A 13,101-nucleotide genomic window follows, 5' to 3' on the forward strand; every position below is an offset into this window, starting at 1 on the left:
AGACCTTCAATCTTCAGCGCCATTTTTGTTTCTCAGATGTATTTAACTATTTTTATAAGTGCCTATTTTTATAAGTGCTAAGCGATTCCTAGGAATGAGTTCACGACAGTGAAGTAGATCCACATTCCTGAGATATCAACTATCGAAGCAAGCACCGGGCTCACTAACACCGCTGGATCAAGCTTAAACAACCTTGCTACGATCGGTAACCCAGCACCTAATACTGTTGATATCGTCACCTGAATAAATAGCGCCATCGCAATCGCAAAAGCAATCATATTGATGTCGTACTCCCCTGTTGACTGGTTATCACTAAACAATAAGATACGACCGATCATCACCACAGCTATAGCAAAAGCTAAGCAAATGGCTACTCTAAACTCCTTCCATAAAACTTGAGCCCATTGGCGCTTCTTCATCTCACCGGTGGCTAAGGCTCTGATCACCAGAGTCGCAGCTTGGGTGCCCGTGTTACCACCCGCTGCGGCTATAACAGGCATATAGATCGCCAGCAGTACCAATTGGCTCAGGATATCTTCATATTGAGCAATGATAAGTCCAGAAACAATACCAAGTAACGCTAAGGCGATAATCCAACCGATACGCTGCCTAACGTGGCTCATAACCCCCGTTGAAAGGTAACCCTGCTGAGGCTCAACCTCTGAATAGATCAACCCTAGTTGGTGAGCTAAATGTCGAGAACGCTTCTCAAAGCCTTGCTCTTCTAAACCACTCAGTAAGGCCTGAATCGCACTGAGAGAACATTGCCCAAGCACTAACACCGCATCCTCAAGTGGCATACGGTTCAAAAGGTTAATTTGTTGCTCACGTCCGTATTGCTGAAATGCATTAGATACAGCTCGGATGTCTTGCTCTGAATACAGAGCTTCAATAGATAAAAAAGTGTTGTTCATTACCGTCATGACGAATCTCCCGATTGGCAAAGGTAACGACCATCAAAACAAATAGCCTACACTAGTACACAAAAAGCATACCGCTAGGCGCACCAAGAGCTTAACGCACAGATGTGTCTATTTGTTAGAATCTAGAGTGTGGAAAAGAATGAGAGGGGAAAACAAAGATACCCTACCGGAACGGCAGGACAATAGATCAATACCGAGTCAGGTTATTCTTCTCCATTCAAACTAGGAGGATGGTCGGTATTGTTCATAAAAATCTCCAGAATTACTGCCAATTTGACAGCGCGCGCAGTGTAGCAGCTCACGTTCAAAAACTTTGTCAAATTTCGGTCAATAGTTCTTATTTTGAGGGGAATAAAAAAGGCATCCATAGATGCCTTTTCGATAAATCATCGAGCCTTAATATTACTTGATAGTAATACGAGCAAATTTACGCTTACCAACTTGGTAAACGGCGGTACCTGCTTCCGGTACAAATTTGCTGTCTTCAATCTTTTCGCCTTCAAGCTTAGCTGCGCCTTGCTTAATCATACGCATCGCATCAGAAGTCGAGTTTACTAGACCCGCTTCTTTTAGAACGTTAGCAATGGGTAGGCCTGCTTCGAATTCGAATTCAGGCATATCATCTGGTACTTGGTTCTTCGCAAAACGATTAACGAATTCTTGTTCAGCCGCTTCTGCGTCCGCTTCACTGTGGAAACGAGCAATGATCTCTTTAGCTAAAAGAACTTTCACGTCACGCGGGTTTTTACCTGCATCAACGCCAGCTTTTAGTTCCGCAACGTCTTCAAGTGGGCGGAAAGATAGTAGCTCGTAGTAGCTCCACATTAGATCGTCAGAGATAGACATGATCTTACCGAACATCTCGCTTGGTGCTTCGCTGATACCAATGTAATTGTGCGCAGACTTAGACATCTTCTTAACACCGTCTAGACCAACCAACAGTGGCATCATCAATACTGTTTGTGGTTTTTGACCTGCCGCTTTTTGCAGTTCACGACCCATTAGAAGGTTAAACTTTTGGTCAGTACCGCCAAGTTCAACATCACTCTCTAGTGCAACAGAGTCGTGACCTTGTAGAAGTGGGTACATGAATTCGTGGATTGCGATCGGTTGACTACCAGCATAACGCTTTTTAAAGTCATCACGCTCAAGCATACGAGCAACGGTTTGGTTAGAAGCAAGACGAATCATACCTTCAGCACCAAGCTCAGATAACCACTCAGAGTTGAAACGAATTTGTGTTTTCTCAGGATCTAGAATCTTGAATACTTGCTCTTTGTAAGTTTCAGCATTCTTCAATACGTCTTCACGGCTTAGCGGTGGACGAGTGGAGTTCTTACCTGATGGGTCACCAACCATTGCAGTAAAATCACCAATAAGGAATGTCACTTCATGACCAAGCTCTTGGAAAGCACGAAGCTTGTTAAAGATAACCGTATGGCCTAAGTGGATATCTGGAGCAGTTGGATCGGCACCCAGCTTAATGCGTAAAGGACGACCTTCTTTTAACTTCGCTATCAGTTCGTCTTCTGGAATTAGTTCTTCTACGCCACGTTTGATCTCGGCTAGTGCAGCTTCAATACTCGCCATTCTTGTTCACTCCCACAGATTTGGCAAAAATATAATAATTAGACATCTTACTTGAATAGCGATGTATTTTGAAACCAGTTACACTATTCCATCGTCGATTTTCATCATATTTACAAAACGAACCGGAACATGTTATCAATTTTTGCACGTCTTCCTATTTTGCACCGGGCTTTTATCGCATTTTTTAGTGCCGTAATTTTCGTCGCGATTTTCTTACTCCCTGATGTCAACAGCTTACGTGACGACACTGGCGCTTTAGTCGTGGGAAAACATTACCCACTAGCTATCAATGCATCTATTCTTACCACTTCAAGTGACACACTACCAACATCAGTACTCAATTGGGAAAAATATACCGTTCGCTCTGGCGAAAGCACCTCTGTTTTATTCGAACGCATCGGCCTCTCATACCGCTTACTGATCACTCTACTTAATACCAATAATGATATTAAAAATCAGCTATCTAACCTAAGACCCGGTGATGTTTTGCAATTTGGTTTTGATGAAAACAACAACCTTATTCAGTTAAAACGACAGCTTAGTGCATTTGAAAACTTTAAAATCACCAAGTCTGGTGATTCCTTTTCCTCAAGTTTTGACAAAAAAGAAATTGTCTACCAATACAATTATGCCGAAGCCAATATTACGTCGAATTTCTGGAATGCAGGCGTAAGCGCAGGGCTAACCGCAAATCAAATGATGGAGCTAGCGGGGATCTTCGGTTGGGATATCGATTTTGCTCTGGATATTCGCAAGAACGATAGCTTCAAGATTTTATACCAAGAGAAAGTCGTTGAAGGCGAAGTGGTTGGTCGCGGCAAGATTATCGCTGCAGTTTTCAGAAACCAAGGTGATTCATTTACCGCGATATTAGATGATAAAAGCGGCAACTACTTCGACGAAAATGGTCGTGCAATGAAAAAAGCTTTCCTACGTTCACCAATTGATTTCCGTCGTGTGACATCTAACTTTAATCCACGTAGAAAACACCCTGTGACAGGTAAGGTCCGCGCACACCGAGGTACAGATTACGCGGCGCCAGTAGGCACACCCATTTGGGCTGCTGGTGACGGTATTGTTCAAAAATCAGGTTACAACCAATTTAATGGTAACTACGTTTTCATCCGCCACAGTAATACCTATATTACTAAGTATCTGCACATGAAGCGACGTATGGTGAAAACAGGTCAGCGAGTGAAACAAGGCCAAACTATCGGTACTCTTGGTGGAACAGGTCGTGTGACTGGCCCACACTTACACTATGAATTCTTGGTCAACGGCGTACATAAAAATGCACGGACGGTGAAACTGCCTCAATCAAAATCGTTGACCGGCAAAACGAAAACGACCTTCATTGCTAATTCAGGGATCCGACTACAAAACCTTGAACGATATGGTCAGTTGCTTGCGACCAATTAGATCGTTTACAGGTTTCGGCAACTTCACCGTTAAATAACCATATGAGAAGAGCCCCTATTTAGGTGCTCTTTTTTATTTTCATCGAACCACAGTGTCTGTTATTTCAGGCTTCTTGTTTCGCCCTATCATTAACAAACAAGGCGTCAGTACCAATGTCAGTACCGTCGCAAACGCCAATCCTCCTGCAATTGCCGTAGCCAATTGAGACCACCACTGCGTACTCGGAGCACCGAACTCTATTTTTTGATTTATCAGGTCGATGTTCATCTCTAAGACCATCGGCATCAAACCTAAAATGGTGGTTATCGTCGTTAACATTACCGGCCTTAAACGCTGAACACCAGTTCTTAGAATGGCATCTCGCTTATCTAAGCCTCTTTTAATTAACTGGTTATAGGTATCAATCAACACGATATTGTTGTTCACCACTATCCCAGCAAGCGCAATAACCCCAATGCCAGACATCACGATGCCAAACGGACGCTGGAAGATAAGCAAGCCAACAAACACACCAACCGTTGAAAACAACACCGCACTGAGAATCAAGAATGCTTGATAGAAGCTATTGAACTGAGTGATCAGAATCAACGCCATTACTGCAAGAGCAACCATGAATGCACTTTGTAAGAAGGCCGAAGAGTTTTCTTGTTCTTCATTTTGACCACGGATACGGAACTCAACGCTACTCGGCAGCCCCAACTCTCTCAGCGACTGTTCGATCTTTGGCAGTTCGAGGGCAAGGTTATAGCCCTCTTCCATATCCGCCATGATGTTCACTACTCGCTTACCATCAAGACGCTTAATCGTGTCTTGCTTATGGTCAGGAACAATCTGCGCGAAGTTGGTAATCGGAACAAGACCTGCCGGTGTTTTGACTCTTAACTGGTCAAAGCGGCCAATGTCTCTCTTATCATTCGGGTAACGCACTAAGATGTCGACTTCTTCTGATGAGTCATCTGGCAGGTAATCACCAATCTTTAATCCATTGGTGACAAACTGAACGGTATTACCAACTAAGGTTGCATCCGCAGCAAAACGGGCAGCATCGTCTCGGCGAATATCCACCTTCCAATCTATACCGTCTTTACTCGCGGTATCACTAACATTGGTTAGCGCTTGGTTGCCGTCCGCCCAATGCCTCACAATTTTAGCCGCCTGATTAAGCTGCTCTGGTGTTTTTGCCGCCAGCTCAATCACTAAGTCATTTTCAACTGGCGGTCCTGCATCGGGAAACTTGAATTCAATCTCAACCCCTGGGTAAGGTTCAGTTTGTAGCTTCAACTCTTCAATGATCGCTTTAACACTACGACGATATTGCCAATCGACAGGTGTAATCGAGATCAAACCAATTTGATCGTCGCCACCCGTTCGTGTGTAAACAGTATCGAACTCATCATGATTCAGCATCATCTGTTCGATATCGCGCATAATGTCATCTTTTTCTTGAATTGAAAGATCACCATGTGAACGAACTTTGACGTTAAAAAATGGCGGATCGACTTCAGGGAAGAACTCAGCACCAAGCCCGGCCTTGGAGTAAGTAAAACCCACCGCAACCGCAAGTAATATCGCACCGAAAAGAATTTTAAATGGGTGACTAATCGCAATAGATAATGTGTGGTAATACGCCTTGGTTAAGCCCGTTGCTTGTGAAAAATCGCCATTATGCAAAGCCACCATTCGAGCTTGGCTCTGAGGAGATACGTATTGAGGTTTACCAATCAACCCGCCTAGTACGGGAACAAACAACAACGCCATGATCAATGAAGCAGTTAAGGTCGCGATCAGTGTTAATGGCAAGAACTTCATGAACTCGCCCGTTACATCCGGCCAAAACAACAACGGAGCAAACGCCGCCAAGGTTGTTGCCGTAGAGGCAGTGATTGGCCATGCCATACGCTTAGCCGCATCTCGATAGGCTGCTTTACGCCCTTCCCCTTCTTGCATCCGCCTATCAGCAAACTCAGTAACCACAATCGCGCCATCGACCAACATACCAACAGCCATAATCAACGAAAATAGCACCACGATATTGACAGTTAAGCCAAATACAGACAAAACCAATAACCCCGTAAGAAATGACCCGGGGATTGAAATGCCAACCAGTAATGCGGTACGAACACCAAGAATTGCGATAATAACGATCACCACTAAAATGATGGCGGATAAGATATTGTTTTGAAGATCATTGAGCATGATCTTCACATCTTTAGATTCATCCCAGGTGTATTTGACCAATAGGTTATTTGGCCATTCAGCTTGCTGCTGAGCACCAGCCATTACCGCTTTGACTAGCTCAACGGTTTCAATGATGTTTTCACCCGCACGTTTCTTGATATCCAAGACAACCGCGGATTTGCCATCTAAACGGGCAAAGCTTTCAGGATCTCGAAATGCTCGACGAACCGTAGCCACATCAGCGAATGTCACCACCTGTTTACCATCCACTTTGATAGGTAACTCAAGCACATCTTTTAAGGAGTCAAAAACCGAAGGAACTTTGACAGAGAAACGCCCATAACCCGTATCAACGAAACCCGCCGCCACGACTCGGTTATTCAAAGCAATCAGATTGTAGATATCAGCTTGATCGAGGCTGTAACTTTCCATTAGTAAAGGATCAACGAGAATCTCTACGATATCATCACGATCACCCGCAATATCGACCTCTAGAATTTGCCGGTAGCTTTCTAATTCATCACCAAGATCGCGGGCTATTTGCACAATAGTTCGTTCAGGGACAGTACCGAATAACACAACCGAAAGTACCGGCTGCTCTGAAGCAAGCGTCACCTCATTCACAGTTGGCTCATCACTGTCTTCTGGTAGCTTTGGCTTAGCAAGATCCACCGCATCACGAACATCGGCCATCGCTTTAGTAAGATCGACACCAACGTTAAACTCCAACACAACGGAGGCGTGGCCTTCTGCTGCAGTTGCTGTCATCTCTTTTACGCCTTCAATCGACCTCAGCTCTTGCTCTATCGGCCTAACCAATAAGCGTTCAGCATCGGTTGGCGAAATACCTTGGTGCCCAACAGAGACATAGATAATCGGGATAGTAATGTCTGGGCTCGACTCTTTGGGGATCGTGATATAGGTGACGACACCGGCTACAAGGATTAACGCCAAAAGGGAGAGCATTGTTCGAGCTCGAGACAAGGCTGCATCAATGATTGAATACATCGGCAATCTCCTACTCAGCGGTTACATTTGAGAGTTCAGCGCCTTGCGCAACCGCAATCACCGAATCGCCATCACGCACAAAACCTTGGCCTACCGTGATGATATCAACGCGTTGTCCAAGTCCTGTGAGCCACACGCCATCTTGCTCGGCTTTTACTAATTGGATGCCCACAAACTTCACCGTTGGTGAGTCACTAGCAGAGACCAAAGTTTTGACCCCGAGGTTACCCGCTTCATCCAGTGCCAGCATCGCCGGTGTTATTTTGATTGCATCTCTTGTTTCTAGGTTGAGTTTAACTTCGGCACTGACACCTGCTGGTAATAGACCTTTAGAGTTATCGATTTCTATCTCGATTGGGAAGGTATTGGTAGAGGCAGAAGAGATTCGAGAAACATAACGTAAGCGACCTTCCGCATCTTCTCTTCCCAACAGGCGAACCAAGGCAGACTGATTAACTAACAAATGCTGGATATGACGTTCACTGACATCGGCTTCGATGACCAAAGGGTCGAGGTCAATCACGCCTGCAACTGGATCGCCAACACCAACGAAATCCCCTAATTCAACCATCAAATCTTGAACCACGCCCGAAAAAGGCGAAGTAATAACGGTATTCTTTAGAGCCAGTTCCGCGTTGCGCTTCATGGCCTTTGCTTCCGTTAGTGAAGCCTCTGCGGTGGTATAGGCTATCTCGCCTTGCAGCCCTCTTTTCTTCAGTGATTGCGCCGCTTTGAACTCTTTCTGCTTCAAGCGATATAAAGCCGAGGCTCGCTCAAGTTGAATTTCTAAATCACCCTTATCTATCTGAGCAATGGCTTGTCCAGCTCTAACCATATCCCCCTTAACAACGTTCAATCGAACAATCTTTCCCGCGACTTCGGCTCCTAAACGAGCATGTCTATCTGGCGCCGTTCTGCCATAGAGATTAATACTTTTATAGGTAGGTGAAGAAGTGAATGTTTGAAAAGAAACCTTAGCCAGCGGAACCTCTGCCGTTTTTTTCTCTGGCGATTCTTCCGCTTGTCCCACTCCTAAACCAAGCCAAATAGACAACAACATCACGAGAATCAAAGAAACCAACCATGGCTGTTTAAGTTTCTGAGAAAGCAATGGGCCAGAAAAGAGAGAGGTCATAGCAAATCCTTTTATACTATATAATTAATTACGCCAATTAATTTAATATGTCATATACAACTTCCTGATGTACAAAAGTAACCTTAACAGACCAACGAAGAATGAAGTTGGACACGATCGACAGTTTAAAAAATATGCTGTTTACAAAAAGCCGGAATACTTTGAAAAATAATAAATTTAAAGTAGCAGTAAGTCTTTTTAAGGTTCCTCTAAAACAAAAACGCCGAACATCAGTCCGGCGTTTACAATCTTTCAAGCCCTACTTTCCACTAAAGCTAGACACTAAATGATGCACCACAACCACATGTTGTTGTCGCGTTCGGGTTGTTCACAAAGAAACGTGCGCCTTCTAGGCCTTCGGTGTAATCAACCATGCCGCCCATTAAGTACTGTAGGCTCATTGGGTCAACAACCAGCGTTACACCGCTGTTTACAATGGTAGTGTCACCATCATTTACTTTTTCATCAAATGTGAAGCCGTATTGGAAACCACTACAACCACCACCTGTAATATATACACGCAGTTTTAGTTCTGGGTTTTCTTCTTCAGCAATTAGCGTTTGTACGCGGGTAGCTGCTGCATCAGAAAAAGACAATGGGATATTTACTTCGCTCACGACAACCTCTCTTACCTGTGTCAAAAACAACATGATACAAATCTAATTCGAGACCATAGTTGTTGAGTATTTTCTTATATTCAGCTGATTATCTAATACCTGACTGAAACGTTCAAGTATTCACCACCGGATCCTCCCTTTTACTGCTGTAAACTGGCAATTAAAACGTGTAACCACACAAAACAACCAGATTCGGATGATTAAATCGGCGAAAGCATTCCTAGTTGGATTCGGGATAGGTACAATGCGTGCCAATTGGTCCGACAGTCAAAAGAGGATATATCAATGACCAAATCAGCAGAGCTATACGAACAAGCACAGCAAACTATTCCTGGTGGCGTAAACTCTCCAGTTCGTGCATTCAATGGCGTAGGTGGTTCGCCAATCTTCGTTGAACGCGCTGATGGCCCACTTATTTTTGATGCTGATGGTAAAGCATATATCGATTACGTTGGCTCTTGGGGTCCAATGATTTTGGGTCACAACCACGCTGTTATTCGTGATGCAGTCATTGAAGCAGCTCAACGAGGCCTTAGCTTCGGTGCTCCAACTGAAACTGAAATCAAAATGGCTGAACTGGTATCTGAGATGGTTCCATCAATGGAACAGCTACGTATGGTTAGCTCGGGTACTGAAGCAACAATGAGTGCAATTCGTCTTGCTCGTGGCTTCACTGGTCGTGACAAAATCCTCAAGTTTGAAGGCTGTTACCATGGCCATGCAGACAGCCTACTAGTCAAAGCGGGGTCTGGCGCATTGACTTTAGGTCAACCAAGCTCTCCAGGTGTTCCTGCTGATTTTGCTAAGCTGACATTAACGGCAACGTTTAACAACCTAGATTCAGTACGTGAGTTATTCTCTGCAAACAAAGGTGAAATCGCATGTATCATCGTTGAGCCAGTGGCGGGCAACATGAACTGTATCCCACCAGTAGAAGGCTTCCACGAAGGTCTACGTGAAATCTGTGACCAAGAAGGTGCATTGCTAATCTTTGATGAAGTAATGACAGGTTTCCGCGTTGCTGAAGGCTGTGCGCAGGCTTACTACAACATCAAGCCAGACCTAACGTGCCTTGGTAAAGTGATCGGCGGCGGTATGCCTGTGGGCGCTTTTGGTGGTCGCAAAGAAGTGATGCAATACATCGCACCAACAGGCCCAGTTTACCAAGCGGGGACGCTTTCAGGTAACCCTGTAGCAATGGCAGCTGGCTACGCATGTTTGAACCTTCTACGAGAAGAAGGTAACGAAAAACGTCTAGCTTCGAAAACGAAACAACTAGCGAATGGCTTCAAGCAGCTTGCTGACAAGCACGGTATTCCTTTACTTGTACACCAAGCTGGCGGTATGTTCGGCTTCTTCTTTACAGATCAAGAAACCGTAACCTGCTACGAAGATGTAACTAAGTGTGATGTTGAACGCTTCAAGCGCTTCTTCCACCTAATGCTTAAGCATGGTGTTTATCTTGCCCCATCAGCATTTGAAGCAAGCTTTACTTCTCTGGCTCATGGTTCAAAAGAGATTGATGCGACACTAGAAGCGGCTGACCGTTGTTTCGCGATCATTGCTTCTGAAAGTAATTAATCGAAAGTCCTTTATAAGTCGCTAACCGATTGAATTTAGGGCTGCATTAACGCAGCCCTTTTTAGTGCGCCGAGTTATTCAGCCTCGAGTATTTCCGCTTAGATTACCCGTCAATTTGTTCGAAAACTTAACAAAAAGCGTCTAACGTTCCCAAAAAAGGAAAACCAACAACATCAACGTACCAAGGAACATTCTGAACCACGGGATCTCTTTTTTTATTTGCTGTTCTTCGTCTTGGCATTTCTTATCTTTGTCACAGCACCCCATAATCAAAACTCCTCATTGCTAACTCTCTGTTTTGCAGCCATTATAAACTTAGAATGCCAATATAGAGACCATTATCGTGTCAGAAAAAATTAAAATTAATTCTAGCCATTGGGTGATCATCATAGCCCTACTCGCGGCGGCTTTTGCTTGTTATCTGCTTATCGAACCCTATGTGAACTCAATAATAATGGCATTTATCATTTCACTTTTGATGTTCCCGATCCACGAGTGGCTTGAAAGAAAGATACCAAAGAAAAAAAACATCGTCTCATTGCTTTCTTGTGTGATACTGACTTTTATTATCGTTATTCCTTTATTAGCAGTGTTTGCTGCAATTGTTCAGCAAGGTTCTCTGTTTTCTCAAAACACCTATCAATGGGTAACACACGGTGGCATTCAAACTCTATTTGCCCACCCATTGGTGGTCAAAGCGCTGTCGTTTGTAAATAACTACCTCCCTTTTGACAACATTGAGCCTCAAGCCATCGCTCAAAAAGTCGGTGAATTTGCGACCAGCTTTGGCTCAAAACTGGTTGGTATCAGTGCAAAAATCCTTGGTGATGCGACCAATTTCTTGATGGATTTCTTCTTGATGCTGTTTGTTCTGTTCTTCTTATTAAGAGATCACGACAAAATCATCAGCGTGGTTCGTCATATTTTGCCTTTATCTCGTAGCCAAGAAGACAAATTGCTAACCGAGATTGAGCAAGTATCGAAATCAGCTGTAATGGGTTCATTCTTAACCGCAATAGCGCAAGGTTTTGCGGGCGGGTTAGGTATGTGGATTGCCGGTTTCCCAGGCCTATTCTGGGGCACCATGATGGGCTTTGCCTCTTTCATCCCAGTTGTGGGTACCGCATTAATCTGGATCCCAGCAGCAACTTACTTGTTCCTAACAGGTGATACCACATGGGCAATTTTCCTAACGGTTTACTGTGTGGCAATTGTTGGTTCAATTGATAATCTTCTGCGTCCTCTTCTGATGCAAGGCAGCGCAGGCATGAACACCCTGATGATTTTCTTCTCACTATTGGGTGGTATTCAACTGTTTGGCTTGATTGGTCTTATCTATGGCCCGTTGATTTTTGCTATAACGATTGTCCTATTCAATATCTACGATGAAGAGTTTAAAGACTTTTTAAACCAGCAAGACAAGAGTTAACCGATTCTTAGGCAACTTGCTGCCGAACGCGTATTAAACACTTCAAGCTTGGGGCGGATTATGCGAAAATCCGCCCTCATTTTTTGATAACAATTCAATAGAGTGTCCTATGTCCGCCTACATTGCCCCAAGCCAGATTGCTCAGCGTCAACTCGCCTACTTTGAAGGCAAACATGTTTTAGTTGCTGGTGAGGCCGAAGACTTATTCCCTGTTGAATTAGCGAAGCATTGTGAATCTGTCTCTGTGTTCACTTCTAATTACAGCTACTACCGTCAGCTTGAAGGTTGTAGCACCATCCAACGTTTTTACGGTGCTGAGTTTACCGAAGAGACCAAAGCTGACTTAGTGATGCTCTACTGGCCGAAAGCCAAGGCAGAAGCTGAGTATTTGTTGGCGATGCTGTTTGCCAAGCTAGGTAAGGACACAGAGATTGTCGTTGTCGGTGAAAACCGCTCTGGCGTGAAAAGTATTGAGAAGATGTTTGCGCCTTACGGCAAGGTCGTAAAATACGATTCAGCGCGTCGCTGTTCTTTCTACTGGGGCCAATGCTTCGAACAGCCACAAGCGTTCAACTTACAAGACTGGTTTAAAACCTACACGGTTAACATTAGTGAGCAATCACTTACCGTAAAAAGTCTTCCTGGCGTATTCAGCCACGGTGAGTTCGATGTGGGTAGCCAACTGCTGTTGGATACTTTGCCAAAACTAAAAGGCAAGGTACTGGATTTTGGCTGTGGTGCTGGCGTATTAGGTGCAGTAATGGCGTCTCGTAACCCTGATATCGAGCTAGAAATGTGCGACATCAGTGCATTTGCCGTGGCATCAAGCCAAGCAACACTGGAAGCGAATGGTTTAACAGGTAAAGTCTTCGCATCAGATGTCTATTCTGATACAGCACAAGACTACCAATTCATCATCAGTAACCCACCATTCCACTCAGGTTTAGACACCAGCTACAGTGCAACGGAAACTCTGCTGGCGCAGGCACCGAAGCACTTAAAGCGTGCTGGAGAGTTATTCATCGTTGCGAACAGCTTCTTAAAATACATTCCAATTATTGAACAATCTTTTGGAAAATGCGCGACTCTAAATAAGACCACCAAATTCGCGATCTATCACGCAAACAAATAACCTCTCTAGCACAGCGCAGGGTCATTATCTGCGCTGTCTGTTCATATTTTTGTCAAAACTCTATAAAAATGAGCTTTTGCACACGCTTT

General features: G+C 44.3%; 9 protein-coding genes. 4 read left to right on the forward strand and 5 right to left on the reverse strand.

Annotated elements, in window-relative coordinates; genetic code table 11:
* Window positions 1-77: 77 nt before the first annotated feature.
* Both ACED48_RS04325 and tyrS read right to left on the reverse strand, forming a co-directional pair.
* Complete coding sequence (locus tag ACED48_RS04325; protein ID WP_017056660.1) at window positions 78-923, reverse strand: magnesium transporter; 846 nt, start codon at window positions 921-923, stop codon at window positions 78-80.
* Window positions 924-1,325: 402 nt separating this feature from the next.
* Window positions 1,326-2,513 (reverse strand): tyrosine--tRNA ligase, encoded by a 1,188-nt coding sequence (gene tyrS / locus ACED48_RS04330; RefSeq protein ID WP_017056659.1) that lies wholly within the window; start codon window positions 2,511-2,513, stop codon window positions 1,326-1,328.
* Between the two features lie 129 nt (window positions 2,514-2,642).
* Here tyrS and ACED48_RS04335 point away from each other — a divergent pair, with 129 nt between their 5' ends.
* The gene (locus tag ACED48_RS04335; protein WP_017056658.1) at window positions 2,643-3,932 is read left to right on the forward strand and encodes a peptidoglycan DD-metalloendopeptidase family protein; all 1,290 of its coding nucleotides are present in this window, start codon (window positions 2,643-2,645) and stop codon (window positions 3,930-3,932) included.
* Window positions 3,933-4,010: 78 nt separating this feature from the next.
* On the opposite strand, the gene ACED48_RS04340 is transcribed toward ACED48_RS04335, so the two are convergent.
* From ACED48_RS04340 to erpA, 3 genes are all read right to left on the reverse strand, one after another.
* Window positions 4,011-7,118 (reverse strand): efflux RND transporter permease subunit, encoded by a 3,108-nt coding sequence (locus ACED48_RS04340; protein WP_017056657.1) that lies wholly within the window; start codon window positions 7,116-7,118, stop codon window positions 4,011-4,013.
* A gap of 10 nt (window positions 7,119-7,128) precedes the next feature.
* Window positions 7,129-8,253: an efflux RND transporter periplasmic adaptor subunit gene (locus ACED48_RS04345; RefSeq protein WP_017056656.1), complete on the reverse strand. Its 1,125-nt coding sequence runs from the start codon at window positions 8,251-8,253 to the stop codon at window positions 7,129-7,131.
* Between the two features lie 275 nt (window positions 8,254-8,528).
* Entirely contained in the window at window positions 8,529-8,870 is a 342-nt protein-coding gene (gene erpA, locus ACED48_RS04350; RefSeq protein ID WP_004734539.1) for an iron-sulfur cluster insertion protein ErpA, read from the reverse strand.
* A gap of 285 nt (window positions 8,871-9,155) precedes the next feature.
* Between erpA and hemL the strand changes: the two genes are divergently transcribed.
* The 3 genes from hemL (at window position 9,156) to rsmC (ending at window position 13,012) form a co-directional block, all read left to right on the forward strand.
* A complete protein-coding gene (gene hemL, locus ACED48_RS04355; RefSeq protein WP_017056655.1) occupies window positions 9,156-10,451 on the forward strand; it encodes a glutamate-1-semialdehyde 2,1-aminomutase in 1,296 nt (431 codons plus the stop codon).
* Between the two features lie 343 nt (window positions 10,452-10,794).
* Window positions 10,795-11,880 carry an AI-2E family transporter gene (locus ACED48_RS04360; protein WP_017056653.1) on the forward strand — a complete coding sequence of 362 codons (1,086 nt, stop codon included), beginning with the start codon at window positions 10,795-10,797 and terminating at the stop codon, window positions 11,878-11,880.
* Window positions 11,881-11,989: 109 nt separating this feature from the next.
* The gene (gene rsmC, locus ACED48_RS04365; RefSeq protein WP_017056652.1) at window positions 11,990-13,012 is read left to right on the forward strand and encodes a 16S rRNA (guanine(1207)-N(2))-methyltransferase RsmC; all 1,023 of its coding nucleotides are present in this window, start codon (window positions 11,990-11,992) and stop codon (window positions 13,010-13,012) included.
* The last annotated feature ends 89 nt before the right edge of the window (window positions 13,013-13,101 follow it).

Origin of the sequence: Vibrio sp. 5S239, assembly GCF_041439575.1 — a bacterium.
In the GTDB taxonomy this organism is placed as follows: Bacteria; Pseudomonadota; Gammaproteobacteria; order Enterobacterales; family Vibrionaceae; genus Vibrio; species Vibrio kanaloae.

What these genes read in the sequence shown, in the direction of transcription:
- ACED48_RS04325 (WP_017056660.1), bottom strand. Translation starts at nt 923, where the DNA reads ATGACGGTAATGAACAACACTTTTTTATCTATTGAAGCTCTGTATTCA.
- tyrS (WP_017056659.1), bottom strand. Translation starts at nt 2,513, where the DNA reads ATGGCGAGTATTGAAGCTGCACTAGCCGAGATCAAACGTGGCGTAGAA.
- ACED48_RS04335 (WP_017056658.1), top strand. Translation starts at nt 2,643, where the DNA reads ATGTTATCAATTTTTGCACGTCTTCCTATTTTGCACCGGGCTTTTATC.
- ACED48_RS04340 (WP_017056657.1), bottom strand. Translation starts at nt 7,118, where the DNA reads ATGTATTCAATCATTGATGCAGCCTTGTCTCGAGCTCGAACAATGCTC.
- ACED48_RS04345 (WP_017056656.1), bottom strand. Translation starts at nt 8,253, where the DNA reads ATGACCTCTCTCTTTTCTGGCCCATTGCTTTCTCAGAAACTTAAACAG.
- hemL (WP_017056655.1), top strand. Translation starts at nt 9,156, where the DNA reads ATGACCAAATCAGCAGAGCTATACGAACAAGCACAGCAAACTATTCCT.
- rsmC (WP_017056652.1), top strand. Translation starts at nt 11,990, where the DNA reads ATGTCCGCCTACATTGCCCCAAGCCAGATTGCTCAGCGTCAACTCGCC.